Here is a 24,258-nt window from a genome sequence, read left to right on the forward strand (position 1 = left end):
AGAAGTGCGCGGATCGCCGCTGCGCCAGCCAACAGCCAGCCATCCCGGACCGACCTCCCGGAATGATCTGGATCAATGGCCAGCGCCCCCTGCGGGGCTTTAATCCAAGCAGTCAACGCCCCTCGCAGGAGAACCAGCATGAGAAACCTCACCTACAAGTCCCTGACTGCCCTCGCCCTGGCCGGCACACTGCTGGCCGTCCCGGCCTTCGCCCACGACACGCAGCAGTCCGGACAGCAGGCGCAGAACCAGCAAGGCATGCCCATGGGCCACGACATGGGCATGGGCATGGGCATGGGTATGGGACAAGGCATGGGCATGATGGACATGTCCAAGATGCAGGAAATGATGGAGCAGATGCACAACACCACCAACCCCGAGGAGCGCCAGAAAATCCGCCACGAGCACCGCCAGGCCTTGCGCTCGCAGATGGGGATGATGAACCAGCAGATGCAGCAGAGTCGCTGCCCGATGGCCAAGGACGAGGCCATGCAACAGCAATGCCTGGGGGAAATGCACCAGAACATGCAGAACATGCTGCAGATGATGGATCAGATGCTGCAGAACCAGGCCCGCTGATACCAGCTCAGCAAACGCCTGCCCCTCACTTCGTCCAGGCCCGGTAGCACCCGGCGCGGTGTTCGGCAAAGCCCGTTACATCTGCGCACTTGCCCGTCGTGACCAGCGGTCATAGCATGACCACTGGTCACACTTTCTCCGGCCCTGCCTCATGCGCTACCAAGATCAGCTGTTCCAGCAACGCCAAGCCGCCATCCTCGCCGCCGCCCGCCAATTGTTCCGCGAGCAACCCTGGGACCGGGTGACCATCGCCGAAGTGGCGATCCAGGCAGGCATCGGCAAGGGTACGGTGTACAAGCATTTTCCCAGCAAGGAAGCGCTCTACGCCCAACTGGTGCTGGACTGCTCCCACGAGCAGCTCGCCGAGTTGCGCGCCCTGCATGCCGCGCTGCCAGCCGAACAGGCCATGCGCCAAGTCATCCGTCGGGCGTTCGAGCAGATGCTCGCCGACCCGGTGCAGGCGCAGCTGTGTCAGCACTGCGACAGGCCCGCATTCCAGGAGCGCCTGGAGGCGCCCTACCGCGAGCAGTTCCAGGCGCTGGAAGGCGAGTACCGGAGGTTCTTCGGCGAGCTGCTGGAAGGCACGCTCGGCCAGCATGGCCTGACCGCGGCCGACTCCCAGTACCTGCTGTGGGGCGTGGAGGCCAGCGTCAACGGGGTGATGGCACGCATTGCCTCCGGCGGCTTCGTGCATTGGGCCGAGCCGATCGCCCTGAGCGACTACCTCGACCGCGTCACCGACTTCATCATCGCCGGCCTGCGTGGACAGGCCGACTCCCTTAGGACGAGTGAGTAACCGACCATGCTGAGCCAACTATCCAAACGTCCCTGGCTGATCGCCATTGCGATTGCCGTCCTGCTGCTGATCTGGCTGCTCAGCGGCTCGCTGTTCCGCGCCCGGGAGGAGGCCAGTGCCGATCATCCGGTGGCCGCGCCGGGCCTGGCGAAGGTCGAGATCCAGTGGCTGGAGGCCAGCCCGATGCAGCGGCACCTGGTGGTCCAGGGCCAGATCGAAGCCTGGCGCCGGGTCGAGTTGCGCGCCCAGGTCAGCGCCAGCGTGATCCGCCTGGATCAGGATAAGGGCAGCCGGGTCGCAGCCGGCCAGCGGCTGCTGAGCCTGTCCGCCGACGACCGTCCGGCCCAGGTCGCCCGCGGCGAGGCCGATGTGCGCCAGCGCGAGACCGACGTCAACTCGGCCCGGCGCCTGCGCGAGCGCAACCTGTTGTCCGCCAACGAGCTGATCCGCCTGGAAAACGAGTTGGCCAAGGCCCGCGCCGAGCTGGACAGCGCCCGCCTGCAGCTGGGCCACACGCAGATACTCGCGCCATTCGCCGGCGTCTATGACGACCGCCGGGTCGAGCTGGGCGACTTCGTCCAACCCGGACAGAGCCTGCTGACCCTGGTCGATGTCGGCCAGCTCAAGGTCAGCGCGCAGATAGCCCAGCAGCAGGTCCGCGCGCTGCGCCTCGGCCAGCCGGTGCGCGTGCAGCTGCTCGACGGCCGCGAATTGCAGGGCGAACTGCATTTCATCGCCGCCGCGGCCGACCCGGGCTCACGCAGCTTCCGCGTCGAGGTCAAGGTGGCCAACCCCGATTACCTGCGCCTGGCGGGCGCCAGCGCGACGCTGCAGATCAGTACCGGCGAGGCCATGGCCCACCGCCTTTCCCCCGCCCTGCTGAGCCTGGATGAGGCCGGCCGCCAGGGAGTCAAGTGGGTCAACGACGAACAGCGGGTCGAGTTCACCCCGGTCGAGCTGCTCAGCGTCGACAACCAGGGCGCCTGGGTCGGCGGTCTGCCGCCGCGGGTGGCGCTGATCACCCTCGGCCAGGGCTTCGTCGGGCCTGGCCAGCAGGTGCTGGCGCAACCGACCGAAGGGGGCAGCTGAGATGCACGCCCTGATCGCCGCGGCCCTGGACCGCAGCCGCACCAGCCTGTTGCTGCTGGCCTTCCTGATCATCGGCGGGCTGGCCGCCTATGTGGCCATCCCCAAGGAATCCAACCCGGACGTCAGCATCCCGATCATCTACGTCTCGGTGAGTCTGGAGGGCATCGCCCCGGAAGACGCCGAGCGCCTGCTGGTCAGGCCGCTGGAGCAGGAGCTGCGCAGCCTGGAAGGGATCAAGGAGATGCGCTCGATGGCCAGCGAGGGCCATGCCTCGGTGACCCTGGAGTTCGACGCCGGCTTCAACGCCAAGCAGGCCCTGGCCGACGTGCGCGAGAAGGTCGATACCGCGCGCAGCAAGCTGCCGGACGAGGCCGACGAACCCACGGTCAACGAGGTCAACGTGGCGCTGTTCCCGGTGCTGTCGGTCGGCCTGTCCGGCCCGATCGCGGAAACCGAGCTGGTCTATGTGGCGCGGCGCCTGAAGGACCACATCGAGGGCATCGCCGAGGTGCTCTCGGTGGAGGTCGGCGGCGACCGTGAGGACCTGCTGGAGATCGTCGTCGATCCTCAGGTGCTGGACAGCTATGGCATCGACTACACCGAGCTGTTCAACCTGGTCAGTCGCAACAACCGCCTGGTCGCCGCCGGCAGCCTGGACACCGGCGCCGGCCGCCTGAGCATGAAGGTGCCGGGGGTGATCGAGGACCTCGAGGATATGCTGTCGATGCCGATCAAGGTGGTGGCGGGCAGCGTGGTGACCTTCGCCGACGTGGCGACCATTCACCGCACCTTCAAAGACCCCACCGGCTACGCGCGGATCAACGGCCAGCCGGCCATCGTCCTGGAAGTGTCCAAGCGCAGCGGCGCCAACATCATCGCCACCATCGAGCAGGTCAAGGCGCTGCTCGCCCAGGCCCGGCCGCTGCTGCCGGAGGGGCTGCAGGTCAGCTACATCATGGATCAGTCGCAGGAGGTCGAGAACATGCTCGGCGACCTGCTCAACAACGTGCTGACCGCCATCGTCCTGGTGCTGATCCTGGTGGTCGCCAGCATGGGCCTGCGCTCGGCGCTGCTGGTCGGCCTGACCATTCCCGGCGCCTTCCTCACCGGCATCCTGCTGATCTGGATGCTCGGCTTCACCCTCAATATCGTGGTGCTGTTCAGCCTGATCCTGGTGGCCGGGATGCTGGTGGACGGCGCCATCGTCGTCTCCGAGCTGGCCGATCGCAACCTGCATCAGGGCCAGAACGCCCGCCAGGCCTGGGCCAACGCGGCGACGCGGATGGCCTGGCCGGTAATCGCCTCCACCGCCACCACCCTGGTGGTATTCCTGCCGCTGCTGTTCTGGCCCGGGGTGGTCGGCCAGTTCATGAAGTACCTGCCGGCCACGGTGATCCTCTGCCTGCTCGCCTCCCTGGCCATGGCCCTGGTGTTCCTGCCGGTGCTCGGCGCGGTCAGCGGCGGTCGCCCGCTGCCGCTGCCCGAGCGCCCCGGCCGCGGCGCCCGGGGTTATCGGCGGCTGCTGGGCAAGCTGCTGCGCCGCCCGGGCCTGACCCTGCTCGGCATGCTCGCGCTGATCGCGCTGATCTACACCGGCTACGGTCGCTTCAACCATGGCGTGGAGTTCTTTCCCGAAGTCGAGCCGGAAAGTGCGCAGATCTGGCTGCGCGCCCGCGGTGACCTGTCCGTGCAGGAGAAGGACGCCCTGCTCCAGCAGGTGGAGCAGCGCCTGCTCGGCATGAGCGAGGTCAAGGCGCTGTATGCCCGCTCGCTGGCCCAGCCGGACGGCCAGCTCGGCGCCGACGTGGTCGGCACCCTGCAGTTCCAGTTCGTCGACTGGCACCAGCGCCGCCCGGCCAGCCGGATTCTCGCCGACATGCAGGCGCGTACCGCCGACATCCCCGGGATCGTCTTGGAGTTCCGCAAACAGGAAGAGGGCCCGAGCGGCGGCAAACCGGTGAAACTGCAGATCAGCTCGCTGGATCCGGCCAAGTCGGCGCACTGGGTCGAGCAATTGCGCGCCACCATGCAACGCCTCGGCGGCTTCAAGGACATCGAGGACGACCGCGCCCTGCCCGGCATCGAGTGGCGGCTGAAGGTCGACCGCGAGGCGGCCGCGCGCTTCGGCGCCGACGTGCTGAGCGTGGGCAATGCCGTGCAGATGGTCACCAACGGCCTGAAGCTGGCGACCTACCGCCCCGAAGACGCCAGCGACGAAGTGGACATCCGCGTGCGCCTGCCCGCCGACTGGCGTTCGCTCGACCAGCTCGGCCGTCTGACCCTGAGTACGCCCAGCGGCCAGGTACCGCTGAGCAACTTCGTCAGCCTGGAACCGGGGCCCAAGGTCGGCACCCTGCGCCGGGTCGACGGCAACCGCACCATCACCCTGCAGGCCGAGCTGGCCGAAGGCGCCCGCCTGGACGAGCGTCTGCAGGCGTTGCGCAAGGCCATGGGCGAGCTGCCCGAAGACGTGCAGCTGAAGTTCGCCGGCGAGGACGCCGACCAGCGCGAGGCCGCTGTGTTCCTGGCCACCGCCTTCGGCGTGGCGATCTTCCTCATGACCCTGATCCTGGTGACCCAGTTCAACAGCCTGTACCAGGCCATGCTGGTGCTTTCAGCCATAGTGCTGTCCACCGCCGGAGTGCTGGTCGGCCTGCTGGTCACCGGCCAGTCGTTCGGCATCGTCATGGTCGGCATGGGCCTGATCGCCCTGGCCGGCATCGTGGTCAACAACAACATCATCCTCATCGACACCTACAACCAGCTGCGCCGCCAGGGCCTGGCACCGCGCGAGGCGGCCCTGGAGACCGGCAGCCTGCGCCTGCGCCCGGTACTGCTGACCGCGGTGACCACGGTGCTCGGCCTGGTGCCGATGGTCATCGGGGTCAACGTCGACCTGCTGACCCCGAGCCTGGGCATAGGCGCCCCCTCGACCCAATGGTGGACCCAGCTGTCCAGCACCATCGCCGGCGGCCTGGTCTTCGCCACCGTGCTGACCCTGTTGCTGACTCCCTGCCTGCTGGTGCTGGGGGCGCGCTTCGAGCGCCGGCCGGAACCGCTGGAAACCTTTGCCGACGACCTGCTCGACCTGCCGGAGCACCTGCTCGCGACGCATCCCGGCAAGCGCAAGTTGGGCAGCACTGCCGAGCAGTGAGCCCCTGCGCCGCCGCGGCAACGCGGCGGCCGTGCAACACCTGCAGCGGCTGGACGTGCTCCAGCAGCGTGGCGGGCATCAGCGCCGGCAACCTGTCCAGCTCCGCGGTGAAGACCGCCGTCACCCTGCCATTGCGGTAATAGAAGTTCGGCGAAACCGTAACGGCGCGGCCGCGACGCGCAGCATCCAACCCATCAGTCAGGCCGAGCCCAGCGCTGCACGGCAGGGCGGCTAGGCATTGCTAGACTCTTGCTCAAGCCCCGCATTCTCAGCACAGAGGAACGTGCGCTCCCGGCATCCTCTCCGCCGCACAAGGGAGTACGCCTGATGTCCCTGATTGGTCGCATCTGGATGGCGTTGGCGGGAGTGATTGCCACCACGATGTCCGTATTAGCGGTCCTGGCGATACTCCAGCATGACGCGCTCCTCTCCCAGCTGATTCGCCAGCGCCTCGCCGTGACCGTCGAGGCCACGGCACGCCCGTTTCGCTCGGTGGTCGAGCTCGGCCTGCCGGTGTCGATGATGCGCAACAAGCGTGCGTTGCTGGAGCGGGCGCTGGAGAGCGATCCCGCCATTCGGGGCGTCGTTCTCTTCAGCCCTGCGGGAATCATCGTCGAGCGGACTGGTATCTACGCGCCCGCCAGGGTTCCGCGCGACGTGCTCGAGGTCCAGGCGCGCGAAGCCAGCGAGCGCTGGGGCATCGAGACGGCCGGCGAGCTCATCAGCGGCGCCTCGATCAGGAACGACGCGGGAGAGCCGATCGCCGGCATATTCGCGGTCTACCCCAAGGCCGAACTCGCCACCCGCAGCCGTGCCGTCGCCCGCAGCATCGGTTGGGCGGCGCTGGTCATCACCCTGTTATTCGCGGGCCTGGCGTACCTGGCCGTGCGCATGCGCGTGGGCGGCGTGACCGCCGCCCTAGGGCGTATCGAGCAGGCCCTGGGGCAGCTGGAAGGGACGCCCGCCGCGCCGTCGACCGAGCCCCCGGCGGCGGCAACAGGCCGGACCGGCCGCGCCTCCATCGCCCTTGCCATCGAGAGCCTGAGTGAGCGGCTCGACGCGGCCTCGGCCCGCTACCGTCGGGTTCTCCTCGCGCTTGGCATGGCGGAACCCCGCGGTTTAGCGCCACTGAGCGGCCCCCGGGAGACCCTGCTGGTCGGGCTGCCCGAGCGCACGGCAACGCGCCGCGTCGCCCGTAGCCTGACCCCGATAGTACTCGCCCTCAGCCTCGGCAGTGCCGTGCTGCTGGGGGCGGTGGCCTACCTGAGTATCAACGACTCGTTCCGCCCGGAGCTCGAGCGCCGCACGCAACTGATCGGCGCCATCGCCAGTGCCGACATCCAGCGCTCCGTCGAAGCGGGCGTGCCCCTCACCGCACTGGCCGGTGCGGCCGAGTACCTGGAGCATCTACGCGCAGATTTTCCCGAGATCTCTTACTTCGCGGTGCTCGGCGACCGGCCGGTGCTGGAGGTCGGCGACAGGCCCGACCCACAACGCAGCCCGTCGGCGGTGTTTCCCATTGCCGTCGCCGGCAAGACCATAGGGGCCGTGGTGACCGGCAACGACGCCGATTACGCCGCCAGACAATTTCTCGACCTGGTGATCGACCTGGTCGTGGTGTTGCTCGTCATCGTACTGTTCTGCTTCGAGCTCATCGTCGTGATGATGAGCCAGTCCATAAGCGGGCCGCTGGATCGCCTCCTGCACTTGACCGAACTGCAGGCCGCCGGCGACTTCTCGAAACGCCTCGTCGTCCATGGCCGCGGCCTGATCGACAGGCTGGGGCAGCGCCTGTCCGAGCGGGCCGAACAGCTGAACGCCGCGGTGGCGCAGCGCTATCGCGCGGGCGATGCGCCGCCGGGCTGCCAAGGCCCGGTGAGCAAGACGGGGACCTCGATTGCGGGGCAGCCCCCCGCCCTCCTGCGCTTCTGCAGTCTGACGGACGTGCGCCTGCCGCTGTTCCTGTTCGCCATGGCCGACGAGCTGCCCCTCTCGTTCTTTTCCCTGTTCGCCCGGGCGCAGGAGAACCCCTTTCCCTGGCTGGGCGAAGGCCTGGCCATCGGCCTGCCATTGGCCACCTACCTGGGCGCGGCCCTGCTCGGCGCGCCCATCGCCAGGCCACTCGGAAAGCGGCTCGGCTATCGCCAGCTGTTCGTCTGCGCCGCGCTCTCGACCTTCGCGGCGAAAATCGGCCTGTATTTCGCCCAGGGCATAGGCGAGGTGGTCCTCTACAGCGGCATCAACGGCCTCGCCTTCGTCCTGGCCTCGCTGGCCTGCCAGGACTACGTGCTGGACATGTTGCCCAAGGCCGACAGGTCGCGCTCGATCAGCCTGTTCCGGGCTACCCTGTTCAGCGGGGTGTTTGCCGCCACCGCCCTCGGTGGCATCCTCGCCGACCGCCTTGGCCAGCGGCCGGTGTTCGCCATCTGCGCACTGCTCTCGATCATCGCCGCCGTGCTGCTGTGGCGGATGGTGCCGCCCACGCGAAGGGCGCACCGGGCTGCAGCGGCGACCGACGACACGCCGGAGCCGATCTCCTTCAATGTCCTGGCGCCGATGCGCAGCGCGGCCTTCGCGGCGGTGGCGCTGGGCAGCGTGATCCCGCTGGCAATCATCGACCATGTGTTCATCTCCTATCTGCTGACCCTGCGGATGGATGCCGCAGGAGCGAGCATCTCCGAGATCGCCAGGGTGATGATGTACTTCTTCCTGGCCATGATTGTCGGCGGCTATGCACAGCATCGGCTGCCAAGCGGGCTCGCCGCACCGGGGCTTCTGCTGGTGTTCTGCTCGGTGGTGGCCGGCACGGCCTTGCTGGCTTCGTCACTGCTGCCCGCCATCTGGCTGACCACCCTCGCGGCCGTCGCCTGCGGTGCGGCCCTCGGGCTCGCCGGCGGCCCGCAGACCGCGCTGGTGATGGATGCCGCCGAGGGGCCGCTGCGCGACCTGGGCACCAGCGCCGTGCTCGGCACCATTCGCGTGATCGAGCGCGGCGGCGCCATCGCTGGCCTGGTGTTGGTTGGCTGGCTCGCCGACGCCTTGGGCTATGCTGGCGCAGTGGGCCTTATCGGCATCCTGGTGCTTGCCGGCGCGGGTCTGTTCATTCTGCTCCGCCTGCTCGCAAGCCACGGAGCAATGTCGGGGAGGAGTGCATGATGCAGACAAAAATGCTTGTCGCAGCCGCGTTGGCGGCGCTGCTAACGCTCGGCGGCGCCCCCGCCGCCGAGGCCAACATGAAGATCGGCATGGTGGTGTGGATCGGCTGCGAGGAAGTCTGCCGCGGCGTGCAGGACTCGATCGCGGCCCAGGGTCTCGAGGCGGATTTCGTGGTCATGGACGCGGCGCAGGACAAGGCCAAACTGCCCCTGTTCGTCGAGCAGGCCCGCCGCGAAAAGATGGACCTCGTGCTCACCTGGGGAACCAGCGCGACGCTGGGCATCGTCGGCACCCTGGCCGAAAGGGACGACCCCAAGTTCCTCAACGACATCCCAGTAGTCTTCACCGTGGTCGCCGACCCGGTGGGTTCGAACATCATCGAAAGCTATGAACATACCGGCCGCGCAAACGTCACGGGGACGCGCAACCGGGTGCCGGAAAGCGTGAACATCAAGAGCATGCGGCGCTACCTGCCGACCTTCGACCATCTGGGCATGCTGTTCGAGACCCAGACCCCCAACTCCGTGAACAAGGTCGAGGAGGTTCGCGCGCTGACCGATAGCCTCGGTTTCACCCTGGATACCGAACCGCTCGGCACCTTGGCCGATGGCAGCCCGGACCCGGACACGATAGAACGGGGCATCCAGGCGCTCAAGGCAAAAGGGGTGCAGTTCATCTACCTCGGCTCCAGCGCCTTCCTGGAGAAACAGTCCGATCGCTTCACCGGCGCGGCCGTCGCCGCCGGCATCCCGGTGCTCACCCCCTACGAGCACATGGTGTCGTCGTCCCAGGCGCTGATGTCGGTTGCCGCGCGCGACTACGATGTCGGCAGGCTGGCCGCTGAGCAAGTGCGACGCATCCTGGTGGACCGGGTCGCGCCGGGCAAGCTCCCGGTGCTGGCAATGGAAGAGTTCGCCTATCTGGTCAACATGCGCGTGGCCAAGGCGCTCAACCGCTATCCCCCGGTCGAGTTCCTGCAGTTTGTCGAAAAGGTCGAATGATGGGCTGAGCGGGCGGCAACAAAAAGGCTGCCGTTCCGTAGCGCCGGGGACCGGTTACGGCCAAGAGCGGCCAGTCGTTGACAGGACTATCCGGCTCATCCTCGTAAGCTTTATGGAGGATAGGAGAGCTCTAGGAAACTTGGGGCGATTCACAGTCACCCAGAGCACACTTTGCCACTACTGCATGGCGTCGAGCAGAGTATTGCGCAACCAGGTATTGGCCGGATCCGCCTCGCGCTCTCGGTGCCAGAACAGGTGCAGCTCCACCCCCGGCACGCTCACCGGCAGCGGGTGGATATGGTTGCCCAGGTAGGCGTTGCTGGACATCGCCAGGCTGTGGGGCATGGTTAGCAGCAGGTCGCTGCCCGCCACCAAACGGCAGGCCGATTCGTAGTGCTGGCAGCGCGCGGCGATCTGCCGTTGGTAGCCTTGGCGGGCCAGTTCGAAATCCACCACCCCGTAACCCATGCGCCGCGACGACACGGTGATGTGCTGCGCGACGAAGTAGTGGTCGCGGTCGATTGCGGCGCTTGAGCGGCTGACCACGACAAACTCGTCACGGCTCAGAAAGCTATGCGACAGCTCGCCATCGGCGGCCTGGGCCACGTCGATGGCGCAGTCAATACGCCCGCTCGCCAGGTCGGCCTTGAGCGTTGAGCGTTTGATCCGCGCACTGGTCACGCAAATGCCCGGCACCGCGCTATGCAGCGCCTTGACCAGGGTCGGCAATACCGCAGGCTCTATCACCTCGAGCATGGCCAGGGTCACCGCGGTGATATCGCGGATGGGCTCGAAGCTGTGGCTGTGGGCTGCGGCCCGCTGTAGAAACCCCAGCCCCTCCTGCACGTCCGGCCAGATGCGCAGGGCCAGCGGCGTGGGCACCACCCCCTGCGCCTCACGAATAAACAACGGGTCGTCGAGTTGCTGCCGCATACGCGCCAGCGCATGGCTAACGGCCGACTGACTGACGCACAGCTGCTCGGCAGCGCGGGTCAGGTTGCGTTCGCGATAGATCACGGCGAAGACCCGAAACAGGTTCAGGTCCAGGCGTGCGATGGGGGCCGAGTAATTATCTTTGCTCATGTCTACCAATGAAAAACCATCATTTTTCTAATTATAGGCAGACACCTAGCATGGCGACATCCACGCCTCTGCTGGCCTGGCCAATAAGCCTGCGCCCAGAGGCGGTGCTAAATACGAGGAAGTGATATGAACGAGACAATCGCAGGACGAGTCGCGCTGGTAACCGGCGCGGCGAACGGCATCGGCCGCGCCACCGCGTTGGCCTTCGCCAGCAGCGGCTACAAGGTGGTGGTGTCCGATATCGACAGCCAAGCCGGACAAGCGACCGTGGCCTTGATCGAGGCGGCTGGCGGCGAGGCAGTGTTTATCCGCTGCGATGTGTCTTGCGATGCCGAGGTGCGCCGCTTGATTGAGCAAACCGTTGCGACCTACGGCCGGCTGGATTGCGCCTTCAACAATGCCGGAATCGAGATCGAGAAGTGCAAGCTCGCCGACGGCAACGAAGAAGTTTTCGACGCCATCATGGGCGTCAACGTCAAGGGCGTGTGGCTATGCATGAAGTACCAGATAGCCGTGATGCTCGCTCAAGGCGGCGGCTCCATCGTTAACACCGCCTCGGTCGCCGGTTTGATCGCCGCGCCCAAGCAAAGCATCTATTCGGCCTCCAAGCATGCGGTGATCGGCCTGACCAAGACTGCGGCGGTTGAATACGCACGCAAGAATATCCGGGTGAATGCCGTTTGCCCCGCGGTTATCGACACCGAAATGTATCTCCGCGCCAGCACCGACGACCCCAAGCATGTGGCCCTGGTCGTGGCCGCGCACCCCATAGGGCGAATCGGCACTGTCGAGGAAATTGCGGCAGCCGTGCTCTATCTATCCGGCGATTCGGCGGGTTTCACCACCGGCATAGCCCTACCCGTCGATGGCGGCCTTACCGCGCTGTAAGACGTTCAGCCTCTCCAGAGAAATAGCCATGAGCGAATACCAGAGCTTTACCCGCGACGACCATGAGGGTGTCGCCGTGGTGCGCTTCAACCACCCGCCGATCAATCTGGTCGACCGCACTATGGTGATCGACCTGCTCCGCTTGGCGCAGAAACTGGAGGGCGACACGCAGACCAAGGTCGTGATCTTTCGCAGCGACAATGCGGATTATTTCCTCGCCCACTACGACCTGGGCAGCCAACTCGACGCGCTGCCAGTCGCCCTGGCGCCCGGCACGCCAAGCCTGCTGAGTGCACTGTTCACCCGTTTCAGCCGCCTGTCCCAGGTCACCATTGGCGAGCTGAGCGGGCGCGCCCGCGGCGCAGGAAGCGAGTTTCTCCTAGCCTTGGACATGCGTTTTGCCTCCCGCGAAACCGCCGTGCTGTGCCAACCGGAAATTGGCGTGGGGCTGCTGCCGGGCGCAGGCGGCACTGTGCGCTTGACCCAACTGCTGGGCAGAGGCCGGGCCTTGGAGATATGCCTGGGCGGCGAGGATTTCGATGCCACTACTGCAGAGCTTTACGGCTGGATCAACCGCGCACTGCCAGGCGAGCAACTCAGCAGCTTCTGCGACGCCCTGGCCCGCCGTATCGCCGGCTTCCCGGCCGGCGGCATAGGCAATGTCAAAGCTGTGGTGGAGCGTGTCAGCACGCTCGATAAAGAGACCCTGGCGGACGAGTCGCAGCGCTTCGTGGCCGATATGCATGCGCCAGAAACCCTCGACCGGGTGAAGTGGATGCTCGCCCAGGGCGGACAACACCAGGGTGCCATGGAACTCGACCTGGGCGAGCTGCTGGCGCGGTATCCGCAGCCGATAACCCCATAGTCGCGAGGATGGCTGGCGCGGCTGGCCCTTTGCTTGGTGGTGGGCAATATAACGCAGCAGCGAATTCGCCCCAAACAATGCTTCGCGGCCAGGGGCCGCTCCTACGGAGTCAGTGAAAACTGTGGCGCTTTGTAGGCTGGACAAGAGGCAGCTTGTCAAAGGGAAAGGAGACGGATTATTTACAAGACGAACCGGCCGCTTCTGGCCGTTTTCTGCTTTTCGCGCGGTAATCTGGTCAACGCCACCTGTCAGATGGGCGACCACAGCGGGCGCAGCCTACAGCTTCCCCTGGCCACGTTCGTCGTGGCAGTGTGGCGAGGGCCGCGGTGCCCTCTAGGCAGCTGCCGAGTCGCTCGGGCGTTAGGGAATTTTTAGGGATTGCCTAGGGCTTATTTCGCAAAGTCGCGCCGCCCGGCCTCCTAGCATGGACTCCTCACCCCACCGAGGAGTCAGACGATGCCTTCCACCCCCGCCCGCTTCGATATCTATGCGCTGATCCACAAGGGGCTGCGTGCCCACCTGCTGCACACCCTCCATGCGGTCGGCCGCTGCGACTGGCAGGACTGCGCGGATGCCCGCGCCGTGCTCGCCGAACTGGACGAGCTGCTGGCGTTCTGTCGCGCGCACATCGAGCATGAGGACGCCGTGGTTCACCCGGCCCTGGAGCGGCGACGCCCCGGCTCGGCCGAGCACAGCGCGGCCGAGCATCGCCGCCATCAGCAGGCCATGGACGAGCTCGGCGCCCTGGCCGAACAGGTGGCCCACCTGCCGGCGCTGCGCCGTGGCGAGTTCGTCCATCCGCTTTACCGGCGCCTGGCGTGCTTCGTGGCCGAGAACCTGGAGCACATGGAACAGGAAGAGCGCGACAACAACCGCCTGCTCTGGGAAACCCATAGCGACGACGAGCTGATCGCCCTGGAGCAGCAGATCGTCGCCAGCATCGGCCCCGACGAGATGCAGCGCACCCTGCACTGGATGCTGCCGGCCCTGACTCCGCAGGAGCGCGCGGCCTTTCTCGTCGAGTTTCGCCAGCAGGCGCCGCTGGAGCTGTTCGCCGCCACCCTCGAGCGCCTGTGCATGCAGCTGTCGCCGAAGCACCAGGCCCATCTCGATGCCGCCCTGGGCCTGACCCGGGCGGTCGAGCCGGCACGCCGCCTTTATCCGTGAAACCCAACGAGGAACAATGAAATGAGTGCCTATTCCCGCCGCTGGATCTATCTCGCCATCGTCTATTTCTGCCTGGCCGTCGGCCTCGGCGTGTTCATGGGCCTGAGCGGCGACCATCGGCTGATGGCCGTGCATGCGCACCTGAACCTGCTCGGCTGGGTCAGCCTGAGCCTGATCGGCGTCATCTACCACTACTTCCCCAGGGCGGCTGGCAGCCGCCTGGCCAGCCTGCAGTTCTGGCTGCACAACCTGACCCTGCCGTTGATGATGCTGGCCCTGACCCTGGTGACCCTCGGTACGCCCCAGGCCGGCCCGCTGCTCGGCGCCAGCGCGGTGGCGATGCTACTGGCGGTGCTGCTGTTCGCCACCAATATGTTCTGGCGCCGCACCTGAGCAAGGAGCCTCAGCCGGCGGCGATCTCCTGCAACAGCAGCGGGCGCCTGAGCGACAGGCGCAGGCGTCCGCGGCCGCACTTCTCCAGGACGATGTCGCGGCTGCGCTCGGCCAGGCGGCGCTGCAACAGGATCAGCCGCGCCTCCAGGTTGTCGTCCAGCTCCGGCAGCTTGAGCGTCGGATCGACCCGCAGCTCACGGTTGCTGAACTCGCTGCGGCCCTCGCCGAGGTGCAGGTTCAACAGGCGCCAGAAGATGGCGCCGGCCACCCCCTTGATCAGGTAGTCGTCGCCGAGGAACAGGCTGCTGTTGGCCGGATAGTAGCGCACCACCAGGGGTGCACCGCTTGGCGGGGCGAGTGCCGACGTCAGCCCAGCGTCTTCAGGCGCACTCTCGGGCGCCTGCTGCAGGGCCAGGATGGAGGCGCCGAGCAAGCCGGCCAGGGCGAGCAGGCAGTCCTCCTCGTCATAGCCGAAGCGATGGGGCTCGGCGCTTTCCACATGCAGTACGCCGAGCAGGCGACCGGCGGCGAGGATCGGCACCGACAGCTGGCTGTGTGCCTCGGCCAGGCCGGGGAAGACGATTTCCGTCTCCAGCCGGTCCATCGGAGCGGCTTCGGCCAGGTGCTCGCGAATGGCCCGGCCGTAGGCATATTCCGAGGCCAGGTGGGCGATGCGGATCGGCGTGCGGAACTGCGCCGCCACGCCGATGATGCCGCGCCCGACGGGAAACTCGGAGCCCACCCCGGACTGCGCATAGCCGTGACTGGCCACGGTGAACAGCTTCTGCCCCTGGGGATCGAGCATCAGGATCATCGCCTGGGGCATCTCGAGGAGGCTGGCCAGGCCCTCCAGGCACTGCTCCAGCAGGCCGGCCAGGTCGCCGCAGGCCGCCAGGCGCTGGCTCAACTGGCGCAGACGGGCGATATGGCAGGGCGCGCCCTGGGTCGGCGGCACCTCCTCACCCGGTACATGCTCGACGTCCAGCACCTGGTAGATATCCGCGCCAAGCAGGCGAAACACGCCGCTCATGCCGGAACTGGAGGCGATGCCAGCGAGCTTGGCCTTCATGCTCTCGAACAGCGGCCCCGCGGTCTCGGTGCGCCGGTAGAGCAACGCCAGGCGGTAGCGCGCGCTGCTCTGCGGATGGAGGAGAAACACCGTGGCCTGGGGATTGGCCAGGATGTTCTCGCGGGTCTTGTTGAAGAACTGGAAGGACAGCGCCACATGCTTGGGGTCCACGTAGTGCACCTGGGACACCAGGGTCACGTTCGGCGTGCCCTCGACGTCGCAGGTGGCGATCGCCGCCGGCACCGCCCCTTCCAGGCAGGGGCGAATGGCGTCCAGGCTCGGCCCAGGGTTCATGACGAAGGCTCCAGGCGCGCCCCGGCATGGGGCCCGGGGGTCTGCTCGAACAGGTCGCTCAGGGTGAAACTCAGTGCCCTCAGGCGTTCAACCTGGTAGTCATGGGTGGCGCGGGCGAACGGCAAGGCATAGCCCAGGGGCAGCAGGTCTGCGGCGAAGGCGTCGCGATGGCGCGCGGCCAGTTCGGCGTCGCCCGCCGACAGCGGCACCTCGCGGGCATCGCGGCCCTTGAGCTGCAGGGTGCGGTGGCTGCTGGGCAGGCAGAACACCACCGCCAGGGCGCCACTGGCGGCCACATCCTCGAGCAATTGGCCGGACTGGGCGGCGTCGACCAGCACCCGGATCTGGCAGCGATCGCTGGCCACCCGGCAGCCCACGCCCTTGCTCACCGAGGGCACCCGGCGCACGTCGCGCGAGGCCAGGCTGATCGACACGCCACTCTCGATAAAGCGGATCTGCTCCTCACTCAGGGTCACGCCGCTCATGGCTCAGGCTCGAGGAAAACGGAGCAATATCCTGCGCTTTCGCCGCGCGCTTGGGAAGCCACGGCCTGGCAGGCGCCAGGCCCCGTTCAGACCATCTGCAGGTACTGCTTGCGGGTCGGCGGTGCGAAGGCCGCATCGATCAGCGCCAGGTCCGCAGCACTCAAGTGCAGACCGGCCGCCTCGGCATTCAGACGCAGATGAGTCGGCTCCACCGCCTTGGGAATGGCGATCACCCAGTCCTGGCGCAGCAGCCAGGCCAGGGCCACCTGGGCCGGGGTAACGGCATGGGCCTCGGCTACCTGGCGCAGCGCCGGATGGCGCAACAAGGCGCCGCCCTGGCCGAGCGGACAATAGGCCATCAACGGCATGCCCTGGGCCTGCTGCCAAGGCAGCAGGTCGAACTCGATGCCACGCGCCTCGGGGTTGTACAGCACCTGGTTGGTCGCGCAGGCCGAAGCGCCCAGGCCGCTCAGCTCCTGCAGGTCATCCAGGTCGAAGTTGGACACGCCCCAGCGGCCGATCTTGCCCTGCTCGCGCAGGCGCTCGAAGGCCTCGACGGTTTCCGCCAGGGGATACTGGCCGCGCCAGTGCAGCAGGTAGAGATCGATGGTCTCGGTCTTCAGGCGCTTGAGGCTGCGCTCGCAGGCCGCCGCGACGCCGGCGCGGCTGGCGTTGTGCGGGTAGACCTTGCTGACCAGGAACACCTGCTCGCGGCGCCCGCCGATGGCCTCGCCCACCACCTGTTCGGCGCCGCCTTCGCCGTACATCTCGGCGCTGTCGATCAGCCGCAGGCCCTGCTCGATGCCCTGTTGCAGGGCCGCCACCTCGCGGCGGCGCTCGGCGGGGTTCTCACCCATGCGCCAGGTACCCTGGCCGATCACCGGCACATGGGTGCCGGCCATTTCAAGCGTGCGCATCACCCTCTCCTCTTCGCTGGCGGCGCGTCAGCCGCGAGTGCCCCGCTCCGAACTCAACAACAGCAGCAACGACACCGGCTGCTCGCTTTCCGGGTGCAGGGGCTCCTGCAGCCACTGCAGGCGCCAACCGGTCTCTGCGAACAGCCCCAGCCAGGACTCCAGGGTGCGGAAGAACCAGGGCATAGGCGCCGTGAAGGACTCGCCGAAGCCGGCGAAGGTCTCGACCCGCCAACCGTCCCGGTAGGCCGCGTCCTGGCTGGCGCGCCAGGGATGCAGGGTCTGGATCAGCAGGCGTCCGCCCTCGGTCAGCACCTCGTGCAGGGCCTCCAGGGTTGGTGCCAGGGGGTCGTCGAACAGGGCGAAATTGCACACCAGCACTTCGAAGCGGCCGAGCTGATCGGCCTGGCCAGGCAGCTCGGCATAGCCGCACACGCGGTAACTGGCCTGTGGGCCGGCGGCCCGGGCCGCCTCGATCAGCGGCGCCGAGGCGTCTACCCCGACCGCCTCGATACCGCGTTCGGCCAGGCCGCGGCACAGCCAGCCCTCGCCGCAGCCGACATCCAGCACCCGCTGCGGGTCCAGGGCCAGTACCGCCTGGAGGATCGCCGCATCGGTGACCAGGCGCCGGCTCTCGATGTGCCGTTCGCGCACCGCGGCCGTCCAGGCATCGGCATTGGCCTGCCAGCTGAGCTGCAGCTGCTCCCGGTGATCGCGTTGCATAGGTCACTCGCTGTCTGTCGACGACGCCGCGATTGTAGTGCAGCCAGTCGTCTGCTGACGCTTCGATTGCGACGTGCAACTGCCTGACAGGACTGCGACTAAGCTTGGAGTACTTGGGGACGATAGCTCCATGGGGGAGTGATGGGATCCTTGCAGAAATCGGACGCGGAACAGGCCGCACTGCCAGCGGGCGATCGACCACCGGTCTACCTGAAACCCGCCAAAGCGAGAAGCAGGCTGCGCATTGCCCTGTGGCTGGTGCTGGTGCTGCTGCTGACGGCTGCCGGCCTGTTGCTGGCCTATGAGCTGCGCAGCGCGCACTTCCAATCGCGCCTGATCAGCCAATACGCCGCAAGCCTGAGCTACAGCGTGCAGCCGGGGCCCAGCCCGGCGATCCATTACCCGCAGGACGGCCCCTTCGACAAGCGCCTGGGCTACGCCCACCTGCCAGAGTTGCTCGAGCGCCTGCAGCAACGCAACTTCAGCATCCTGCAACAGGCCCGTTTTTCCCCGGCGCTGCTCGACTACGCCCAGCGCGGCTTCTTCCCGCCCTTTCGCGAGAAGACCCAGGCTGGCCTGAGCATCAGCGACTGCCGCGGCAGCCCCTTCTATGAGTTCCGCTACCCGCAGCAGTTCTACCCGAGTTTCGCCGCCATACCGCCGCTGGTGGCCGGCAGCCTGCTGTTCATCGAGAACCGCCAGCTACTCGACGACGAGCAGCCGCTGGCCAACCCGGCGGTCGACTGGCCGCGTTTCGCCATGGCCGCCTGGTCGCAGCTGGGCAAGGCGCTGGACGTGCAGGACCAGTCCGCCGGCGGCAGCACCCTGGCCACCCAGCTCGAGAAGTACCGCCACTCGCCGGATGGCCTGACCCAATCGGCCAGCGAGAAACTGCGGCAGATGGTTTCGGCCAGCGTGCGTGCCTACCAGGCCGGGCCGCAGACCCTGCAGACGCGGCAGAACATCGTGCGCGACTACCTCAACAGCGTGCCGTTGTCCGCCGCCCCCGGCCATGGCGAGGTGCATGGCCTGGCCGATGGCCTGCGCATCTGGTTCGGCGCCGACTTCGCCGAGGTCAACCGCCTGCTCGACCCCGAGCGCTCCCCCGAGGCGAGCAATGCCCAGCGCGGCCTGGCCCTGCGCCAGGTGCTGGCGCTGCTGATCGCCCAGCGCCGGCCGTCCTACTACCTGGCCCAGGGCCGGCAGGAGCTGGACGCGCTGATCGACAGCCATGTCCGCCTGCTGGCCAGGGGCGGCCTGATCGACACGCCGATGCGCGACGCCGCCCTGGCCCGCCAACTGAGCTACCGCAACTGGCAGCTGCAACCGACCCTCACCGCGGTGGACAACAACAAGGGCATCCGGGTCGCCCGCGCGCGCCTGTCCGGGCTGCTCAATATGCCGCTGTACGACCTCGACCGCCTCGACCTGGCGGCCAGCACCACCCTGCAGGACGAGCTGCAGCAAGTGGTCAGCCAGTACCTGCAGCAGCTCGCCGACCCGAGCTTCGCCGAACAGATCGGCCTGTTCGGCGAACGCCTGCTGTCGGCGGAGAAGACCGCCGAGGTGCGCTACAGCTTCACCCTGGTCGAGCGCACGGCCAATGGCAGCCGGGTGCGGGTGCAGACCGACAGCACCGACCAGCCATTCGACATCAACGAGGGCAGCAAGCTGGAACTCGGCTCCACCGCCAAGCTGCGGGTGCTGGCCACCTACCTGACGATCGTCGCCGAACTGCACCAGCGCCATGCCGGGCAGAGCCCGGAGGAGCTGCGCGCGGTGGAAGTCGCCGACCAGGACTACATCACCCGCTGGGCCCTCGACTACCTGCGCCAGAATCCGGGCGCCGAGCTGCCGGCCATGCTCGACGCCGCGCTGGACCGCAAGTACTCGGCCAGCCCCTACGAGCGCTTCTTCACCGGCGGCGGCCTGCACAGCTTCGCCAACTTCCGCCGCGAGGACAACAACCGCATCCCGGCCCTGCGCGATGCTCTGCGCGAGTCGATCAACCTGCCGTTCATCCGCCTGATGCGCGACCTGGTGCGCTACAGCACCTACCAGGCGCCGGGCAACAGCGCCGAGCTGCTCAAGGACGACAAGGACCCGCGGCGCCAGGCCTACCTCAGCCGCTTCGCCGACCGCGAAGGCAAGACCTTCCTCCTGCGCTTCTGGCGCAAGTACCAGGGCCAACCGGCGCAACAGCGCCTGGAAACCTTCCTCGCCAGCCTGCGCGCCACACCGGTGCGCCTGGCGGCGGTGCACCGCTACCTGATGCCGGAGGTCGACGAACAGACCTTCGCCGCCTTCCTGCGTGCCCACCTGCCGCAGGCCAAGCTGACCGACAAGCGCATCACCGAACTCTATCTGGACTATGGCCCCGGCGCCTACAGCCTGCCCGACCAGGGCTATATCGCCCGCGTCCACCCGCTGGAGCTGTGGTTGTTGGGCTTCTTGCTCGAGCATCCCCAGGCCAGCTTCAACGATGCCGTGCTGGCTAGCCACGACCAGCGCCAGGAAGTCTATGGCTGGCTGTTCCGCAGCCGACACAAGAGCGCCCGCGACAGCCGCATCCGCATCATGCTCGAGGTCGAGGCCTTCCTCGACATCCATCGGCGCTGGCAGAAGCTCGGCTACCCGTTCGAGTACCTGGTGCCGTCGCTGGCCACCGCCATCGGCAGCTCCGGCGACCGCCCGGCGGCACTGGCCGAGCTGATGGGGATCATCCTCAACGACGGCATCCGCCAGCCGACCCTGCGCATCGACAGCCTGCACTTCGCCGAAGGCACGCCCTACGACACCCTGGTCGGCCGCCAGTCACTGGAAGGCGAGCGGGTGATGCCTTCGGCGGTCGCCGCGGCCCTGCGCGAAGCCCTCTCCCAGGTGGTCGAGGGCGGCACCGCGCGGCGCCTGCAAGGCAGCTTCAGCCTGCCCGACGGGCGCCAGCTGACCCTGGGCGGCAAGACCGGCACCGGCGACAACCGGGTGGAAACCGTCAGCCGCGGCGGCCAGGTGCTCAGCTCGCGGGCGCTGAACCGTACCGCCACCTTCGTGTTCTTCCTCGGCCAGCGCCACTACGGCACCCTCACCGCCTTCGTGCCCGGCCAGTCGGCGGAGAAATTCACCTTCACCTCGGCGCTGCCGGTACAGGTGCTCAAGGGCATGGCACCGATCCTCGCGCCCTACCTGGAGCCTGGCGCCGCCACCCTGTGCCGGGCGCCGCTGACGCCGCTGCAGGCCAGCTGGAAATAGCCGGCAGCGGTAGCTCCAGCCTGCAACCGCACGGGTTGCGCCTGGGCGACGCTCTGCTCATTCACCCGACGACGATGGATGAACAGGCCTCATCCAGCCTACCCGGAGCATCTGGCCCGGGGCCGGCCGTCAGGACTTCTTCAGCTGGATGTACAGCGCCTCGACCTTCTCCCGCGCCCAGGGCGTCTTGCGCAGGAAGGTCAGGCTGGACTTGATGCTCGGCTCGCTCTTGAAGCAGCGAATGTCGATGCGCTGGGCCAGGCCGTCCCAGCCCAGCCGGGCCACCAATTCGACGAGAATGGCTTCGAGGGTGACGCCGTGCAGCGGATTGTTCGGGTGTGAGCTCATGGGGGGCCTGATCTGCCGGGGATGGGGCCAGGCACCTTAGCCCAGAGCGGCCCATGGGGAAAGTCGGGCGCATGCCTGGCCGCCAAGGCCCCAGGCGCTGCCTATACTGCTTGATGCCGCCGCCCCGGCCTGGGCACATGCGTCCGCGGACATCGCTGTGGCGAGCGCGAAACTGCCCCTTTCCGTCCACCCGCCAGGAGTTCGAACATGACCATCCGCATCGGGGACGAAGCCCCGGACTTCACCGCCGACACCACCGAAGGCCCCCTGCATTTCCATGAATGGATCGGCGACAGCTGGGCCATCCTGTTCTCCCATCCCAAGGACTTCACCCCGGTGTGCACCACCGAACTGGGCTACATGGCCAAGCTCAAGCCGGAGTTCGACAAGCGCAACACCAAGATCGTCGGCCTCAGCATCGACCCGGTCAGCGACCATCACGCCTGGCTCGGCGACATCCAGGAAACCCAGGGCCATGCGGTCAACTACCCGATGATCGGCGACCCCGACCTCAAGGTGGCCAAGCTCTACGACATGATCCACCCCAACGCCAGCGGCGGTCCGCGCACCGCGGTGGACAACGCCACGGTGCGCTCGGTGTTCATCGTCGGCCCGGACAAGAAGGTCAAGGCCATGCTGGTCTACCCCATGACCGCCGGACGCAACTTCGACGAGGTGCTGCGCCTGCTCGATGCGCTGCAACTCAATGCCAGGCACACGGTGGCCACGCCGGTGAACTGGAAGCCGGGCGAGGACGTGATCATCCCCACCTCGGTGTCCGACGACGAGGCCCGGCAGAAGTACCCGCAGGGCTTCAAGACGCTCAAGCCCTACCTGCGGGTGGTCGCCCAGCCCAAGTAGGCGCAAGGCGACGAGGGCCAGCTGCAAACGAAAAAGCCCGCCTCCTCACGGGGGCGGGCTTTGGCTGTTTGCCGACTGGATCAGCTGGCCGAAGGGCCGAAGGTGCGGCCGGCAGTGAACTTCAGGCTGTGCGCCGGTTCGGCTACCAGGGTGCGGTGCAGGGCCAAGGCCATCAGCACCAGGATCACCCCGATCGGCAGCGCCGCGCAGATGGACGCGGTCTGCACGCTCTTCAGGCCACCCGACCACAGCAGGCCGGCGGCGATGGAGCCGACCATCAGGCCCCAGGCCACCCGGCTCCACGCCGGCGGATGGATGTTGCCGCGCGCCGCCAGGGTACTCACCACCAGGGTGCCGGAGTCGGCCGAGGTGACGAAGTAGGTGACGATCAGCAGCGACGCCAGGGCGCCCAGCAGACCGGCAATGCTCATGCCCGAGGACTGCTCGATCTTGTCGAACAGGGTGAACAGCGAGTTGGTCGCATCGGCCTTGGTCGCCACCAGGATGGCACCGCCTTCGAACTTGGCCTCATCGCCGGTCAAGCCTTGGCTCTGCACCTGCTCCTGATGGGCCAGGCGATCGGCTTTCTCGTAGTTCAGCGCGGCGCCACCGAAGGTACCGATCCAGACGAAGCTGAACAGCACCGGAATGACCAGCGAGCCCATCACCAGTTCGCGGATGGTCCGGCCGCGGGAGATGCGCGCGATGAAGGTGCCGACGAAGGGCGCCCAGGTCAGCCACCAGGCCCAGTAGAAGGCGGTCCACCAGTTCTGCCAGCCGGCGTCGTTCTGCGCGTCGCTCCACAGGCTCATGCCGATCACGCTCTGGGCGTAGCCAGAGGTGCCTTCGAGGATGGTGTTGAGGATGTAGCGGGTCGGACCGAAGGCCATGACCGCGGCCAGGATCACCAGCGACAGGCCCATGTTCCACAGCGACAGCAGCTTGATGCCGCGATCGACGCCGGACACCACCGACATGATGGCGACCAGGGAGATGCCGAGGATCAGCGCCATCTTCATGCCGATGCCCAGCTCGGTGCCGGTCAGGGTCTTGATCCCGGTGGCCAGCTGCTCGACGCCCAGGCCGAAGGAGGTGGCGATACCGAAGGCGGTGACCACTACGATGAGGATGTCGAAGATCGCGCCCAGCCAGCCATTCATGCGCTTCTCGCCGAACAGTGGCTCCAGGGTGGCGCGGATCGACAGCGGCTTGCCCTTGCGGAAGCAGAAGTAGGCCATGCACAGCGCCGGCAGCAGGTACAGTGCCCAGGCATGCATGCCCCAATGGAAGTAGGTCACGCGCATCGCCGCCTCGGCCGATTCGGCGCTGAGGCTGGTGGCGCTGAACGGGTTGCCGGCGTAGTGCCACATTGGCTCGGCCACCGACCAGAACAGCAGGCCGATGCCCATGCCGGCGCTGAACAGCATCGACAGCCAGGAGGTGGTGCTGAATTCAGGCTTCTCGCCATCCGCACCGAGGGTTACATGGCCATAGCGGCTGGCCATCAGATACAGCAGATAGACCAGGATGCCCGAGGCCATGGCCAGGTAGAACCACTTGAAGTTCAGCAGGATCGCGGTGGACAGCTCGCCGAACATGGCGCCGGCCTGTTCTCCCTTGACCGCACAAAAGCCGACGAAGGCGGCGATTATCAGGGTCGAAACCAAGGTGATTCGGGCGTCGACGCCGCGAAGACCTCCAGTCGAATTACTCATAGCATGTGCTCCGTTGTTATTGTTTATTTGCCACTGTGCACGCCGGCTTAAAGGCGAGCCGGTAAAACGCTTCTATAAGCCTCTCGGGTGTTGTTGCAAACCTCGATAATTCGATAAATAACAACTTCTGACACCTGATTTTTGTCGGTCTTATTAATGCGTTTTAATCATTAATCGAACGTTCAAAAAACATTAACCACAAACGCCTTAAATGCGGGCGACTGGGCACGGGCAAACCGCCCAGACAAGGGCAGCAAACAACTTTCAGAAGTTCCCAGGATTACCCGCTCGCCCCATCTACAACTGGCGAACGGGTCGTTAATTCGCGGCTGACTATAGGGTCATGTAACATCTCGCAAACATTCCATTAGCGCCATCCATCGATCCATTAGCGCCATGACTCTCCCGCTGGTCAGCCAGACCGACAGC

At 66.8% G+C, this 24,258-nt stretch carries 19 protein-coding genes and 1 pseudogene; 12 read left to right on the forward strand and 8 right to left on the reverse strand.

Going from position 1 to position 24,258, the window contains the following annotated elements:
* The first annotated feature begins 138 nt into the window (after nucleotides 1-138).
* From AB5S05_RS02880 to AB5S05_RS02895, 4 genes are all read left to right on the forward strand, one after another.
* Complete coding sequence (locus AB5S05_RS02880; RefSeq protein WP_369285926.1) at nucleotides 139-579, forward strand: hypothetical protein; 441 nt, start codon at nucleotides 139-141, stop codon at nucleotides 577-579.
* 151 nt (nucleotides 580-730) lie between these two features.
* Nucleotides 731-1,375: a TetR/AcrR family transcriptional regulator gene (locus AB5S05_RS02885; RefSeq protein ID WP_369285927.1), complete on the forward strand. Its 645-nt coding sequence runs from the start codon at nucleotides 731-733 to the stop codon at nucleotides 1,373-1,375.
* A gap of 6 nt (nucleotides 1,376-1,381) precedes the next feature.
* On the forward strand, nucleotides 1,382-2,464 hold the full coding sequence (locus tag AB5S05_RS02890; protein ID WP_369285928.1) for an efflux RND transporter periplasmic adaptor subunit: 1,083 nt from the start codon (nucleotides 1,382-1,384) through the stop codon (nucleotides 2,462-2,464).
* A 1-nt stretch (nucleotide 2,465) separates the two neighbouring features.
* Nucleotides 2,466-5,618: an efflux RND transporter permease subunit gene (locus AB5S05_RS02895; RefSeq protein ID WP_369285929.1), complete on the forward strand. Its 3,153-nt coding sequence runs from the start codon at nucleotides 2,466-2,468 to the stop codon at nucleotides 5,616-5,618.
* 13 nt (nucleotides 5,619-5,631) lie between these two features.
* On the opposite strand, the pseudogene AB5S05_RS02900 reads toward AB5S05_RS02895, so the two are convergent.
* Nucleotides 5,632-5,772 (reverse strand): annotated as a pseudogene (locus AB5S05_RS02900) (acetoacetate decarboxylase (ADC)); the annotation flags it as partial.
* A 173-nt stretch (nucleotides 5,773-5,945) separates the two neighbouring features.
* Between AB5S05_RS02900 and AB5S05_RS02905 the strand changes: the two are divergent.
* Nucleotides 5,946-8,774 carry an MFS transporter gene (locus AB5S05_RS02905; protein ID WP_369285930.1) on the forward strand — a complete coding sequence of 943 codons (2,829 nt, stop codon included), beginning with the start codon at nucleotides 5,946-5,948 and terminating at the stop codon, nucleotides 8,772-8,774.
* Nucleotides 8,771-9,775 (forward strand): ABC transporter substrate-binding protein, encoded by a 1,005-nt coding sequence (locus AB5S05_RS02910; protein ID WP_369285931.1) that lies wholly within the window; start codon nucleotides 8,771-8,773, stop codon nucleotides 9,773-9,775. Before AB5S05_RS02905 ends, AB5S05_RS02910 begins: the two co-directional genes overlap by 4 nt.
* Nucleotides 9,776-9,952: 177 nt before the next feature.
* Here AB5S05_RS02910 and AB5S05_RS02915 read toward each other — a convergent pair whose 3' ends face one another.
* Nucleotides 9,953-10,858: a LysR family transcriptional regulator gene (locus tag AB5S05_RS02915; RefSeq protein WP_192330664.1), complete on the reverse strand. Its 906-nt coding sequence runs from the start codon at nucleotides 10,856-10,858 to the stop codon at nucleotides 9,953-9,955.
* A gap of 126 nt (nucleotides 10,859-10,984) precedes the next feature.
* On the opposite strand from AB5S05_RS02915, the gene AB5S05_RS02920 reads away from it, so the two are divergent.
* The 4 genes from AB5S05_RS02920 (at nucleotide 10,985) to AB5S05_RS02935 (ending at nucleotide 14,171) form a co-directional block, all read left to right on the forward strand.
* The gene (locus AB5S05_RS02920) at nucleotides 10,985-11,746 is read left to right on the forward strand and encodes an SDR family oxidoreductase (RefSeq protein ID WP_369285932.1); all 762 of its coding nucleotides are present in this window, start codon (nucleotides 10,985-10,987) and stop codon (nucleotides 11,744-11,746) included.
* A 28-nt stretch (nucleotides 11,747-11,774) separates the two neighbouring features.
* Nucleotides 11,775-12,611: an enoyl-CoA hydratase/isomerase family protein gene (locus AB5S05_RS02925; RefSeq protein WP_369285934.1), complete on the forward strand. Its 837-nt coding sequence runs from the start codon at nucleotides 11,775-11,777 to the stop codon at nucleotides 12,609-12,611.
* A 456-nt stretch (nucleotides 12,612-13,067) separates the two neighbouring features.
* Nucleotides 13,068-13,778 carry a hemerythrin domain-containing protein gene (locus AB5S05_RS02930; protein WP_369285935.1) on the forward strand — a complete coding sequence of 237 codons (711 nt, stop codon included), beginning with the start codon at nucleotides 13,068-13,070 and terminating at the stop codon, nucleotides 13,776-13,778.
* Nucleotides 13,779-13,799: 21 nt separating this feature from the next.
* Nucleotides 13,800-14,171, forward strand: coding sequence for a hypothetical protein (locus AB5S05_RS02935; protein ID WP_369285936.1), 372 nt, complete (start codon nucleotides 13,800-13,802; stop codon nucleotides 14,169-14,171).
* A 10-nt stretch (nucleotides 14,172-14,181) separates the two neighbouring features.
* Here AB5S05_RS02935 and AB5S05_RS02940 read toward each other — a convergent pair whose 3' ends face one another.
* From AB5S05_RS02940 to AB5S05_RS02955, 4 genes are all read right to left on the reverse strand, one after another.
* Complete coding sequence (locus tag AB5S05_RS02940) at nucleotides 14,182-15,534, reverse strand: GAF domain-containing protein (protein ID WP_369285937.1); 1,353 nt, start codon at nucleotides 15,532-15,534, stop codon at nucleotides 14,182-14,184.
* Nucleotides 15,531-16,019, reverse strand: a complete 489-nt coding sequence (locus AB5S05_RS02945; RefSeq protein WP_369285939.1) for a hypothetical protein — start codon at nucleotides 16,017-16,019, stop codon at nucleotides 15,531-15,533. The genes AB5S05_RS02940 and AB5S05_RS02945 overlap by 4 nt, the downstream gene beginning before the upstream one ends.
* A gap of 86 nt (nucleotides 16,020-16,105) precedes the next feature.
* On the reverse strand, nucleotides 16,106-16,936 hold the full coding sequence (locus tag AB5S05_RS02950) for an aldo/keto reductase (protein WP_369285940.1): 831 nt from the start codon (nucleotides 16,934-16,936) through the stop codon (nucleotides 16,106-16,108).
* Between the two features lie 27 nt (nucleotides 16,937-16,963).
* Nucleotides 16,964-17,656 carry a class I SAM-dependent methyltransferase gene (locus AB5S05_RS02955; RefSeq protein ID WP_369285941.1) on the reverse strand — a complete coding sequence of 231 codons (693 nt, stop codon included), beginning with the start codon at nucleotides 17,654-17,656 and terminating at the stop codon, nucleotides 16,964-16,966.
* A gap of 141 nt (nucleotides 17,657-17,797) precedes the next feature.
* Here AB5S05_RS02955 and AB5S05_RS02960 point away from each other — a divergent pair, with 141 nt between their 5' ends.
* The gene (locus AB5S05_RS02960) at nucleotides 17,798-20,905 is read left to right on the forward strand and encodes a transglycosylase domain-containing protein (RefSeq protein WP_369285942.1); all 3,108 of its coding nucleotides are present in this window, start codon (nucleotides 17,798-17,800) and stop codon (nucleotides 20,903-20,905) included.
* A gap of 129 nt (nucleotides 20,906-21,034) precedes the next feature.
* Here AB5S05_RS02960 and AB5S05_RS02965 read toward each other — a convergent pair whose 3' ends face one another.
* A complete protein-coding gene (locus AB5S05_RS02965; protein ID WP_369285943.1) occupies nucleotides 21,035-21,253 on the reverse strand; it encodes a VF530 family protein in 219 nt (72 codons plus the stop codon).
* 207 nt (nucleotides 21,254-21,460) lie between these two features.
* Between AB5S05_RS02965 and AB5S05_RS02970 the strand changes: the two genes are divergently transcribed.
* The gene (locus tag AB5S05_RS02970; protein WP_369285944.1) at nucleotides 21,461-22,114 is read left to right on the forward strand and encodes a peroxiredoxin; all 654 of its coding nucleotides are present in this window, start codon (nucleotides 21,461-21,463) and stop codon (nucleotides 22,112-22,114) included.
* A gap of 80 nt (nucleotides 22,115-22,194) precedes the next feature.
* Here AB5S05_RS02970 and AB5S05_RS02975 read toward each other — a convergent pair whose 3' ends face one another.
* Nucleotides 22,195-23,829, reverse strand: coding sequence for a BCCT family transporter (locus tag AB5S05_RS02975; protein ID WP_369285945.1), 1,635 nt, complete (start codon nucleotides 23,827-23,829; stop codon nucleotides 22,195-22,197).
* Between the last annotated feature and the right edge of the window lie 429 nt (nucleotides 23,830-24,258).

Origin of the sequence: Pseudomonas zhanjiangensis (assembly GCF_041027545.1) — a bacterium.
Lineage (GTDB): Bacteria > Pseudomonadota > Gammaproteobacteria > Pseudomonadales > Pseudomonadaceae > Aquipseudomonas > Aquipseudomonas zhanjiangensis.

Bases quoted from the DNA above. Each gene is read 5' to 3' on its own strand.
- AB5S05_RS02880 (WP_369285926.1), top strand. From the start codon at position 139: ATGAGAAACCTCACCTACAAGTCCCTGACTGCCCTCGCCCTGGCCGGC.
- AB5S05_RS02885 (WP_369285927.1), top strand. From the start codon at position 731: ATGCGCTACCAAGATCAGCTGTTCCAGCAACGCCAAGCCGCCATCCTC.
- AB5S05_RS02890 (WP_369285928.1), top strand. From the start codon at position 1,382: ATGCTGAGCCAACTATCCAAACGTCCCTGGCTGATCGCCATTGCGATT.
- AB5S05_RS02895 (WP_369285929.1), top strand. From the start codon at position 2,466: ATGCACGCCCTGATCGCCGCGGCCCTGGACCGCAGCCGCACCAGCCTG.
- AB5S05_RS02905 (WP_369285930.1), top strand. From the start codon at position 5,946: ATGTCCCTGATTGGTCGCATCTGGATGGCGTTGGCGGGAGTGATTGCC.
- AB5S05_RS02910 (WP_369285931.1), top strand. From the start codon at position 8,771: ATGATGCAGACAAAAATGCTTGTCGCAGCCGCGTTGGCGGCGCTGCTA.
- AB5S05_RS02915 (WP_192330664.1), bottom strand. From the start codon at position 10,858: ATGAGCAAAGATAATTACTCGGCCCCCATCGCACGCCTGGACCTGAAC.
- AB5S05_RS02920 (WP_369285932.1), top strand. From the start codon at position 10,985: ATGAACGAGACAATCGCAGGACGAGTCGCGCTGGTAACCGGCGCGGCG.
- AB5S05_RS02925 (WP_369285934.1), top strand. From the start codon at position 11,775: ATGAGCGAATACCAGAGCTTTACCCGCGACGACCATGAGGGTGTCGCC.
- AB5S05_RS02930 (WP_369285935.1), top strand. From the start codon at position 13,068: ATGCCTTCCACCCCCGCCCGCTTCGATATCTATGCGCTGATCCACAAG.
- AB5S05_RS02935 (WP_369285936.1), top strand. From the start codon at position 13,800: ATGAGTGCCTATTCCCGCCGCTGGATCTATCTCGCCATCGTCTATTTC.
- AB5S05_RS02940 (WP_369285937.1), bottom strand. From the start codon at position 15,534: ATGAACCCTGGGCCGAGCCTGGACGCCATTCGCCCCTGCCTGGAAGGG.
- AB5S05_RS02945 (WP_369285939.1), bottom strand. From the start codon at position 16,019: ATGAGCGGCGTGACCCTGAGTGAGGAGCAGATCCGCTTTATCGAGAGT.
- AB5S05_RS02950 (WP_369285940.1), bottom strand. From the start codon at position 16,936: ATGCGCACGCTTGAAATGGCCGGCACCCATGTGCCGGTGATCGGCCAG.
- AB5S05_RS02955 (WP_369285941.1), bottom strand. From the start codon at position 17,656: ATGCAACGCGATCACCGGGAGCAGCTGCAGCTCAGCTGGCAGGCCAAT.
- AB5S05_RS02960 (WP_369285942.1), top strand. From the start codon at position 17,798: ATGGGATCCTTGCAGAAATCGGACGCGGAACAGGCCGCACTGCCAGCG.
- AB5S05_RS02965 (WP_369285943.1), bottom strand. From the start codon at position 21,253: ATGAGCTCACACCCGAACAATCCGCTGCACGGCGTCACCCTCGAAGCC.
- AB5S05_RS02970 (WP_369285944.1), top strand. From the start codon at position 21,461: ATGACCATCCGCATCGGGGACGAAGCCCCGGACTTCACCGCCGACACC.
- AB5S05_RS02975 (WP_369285945.1), bottom strand. From the start codon at position 23,829: ATGAGTAATTCGACTGGAGGTCTTCGCGGCGTCGACGCCCGAATCACC.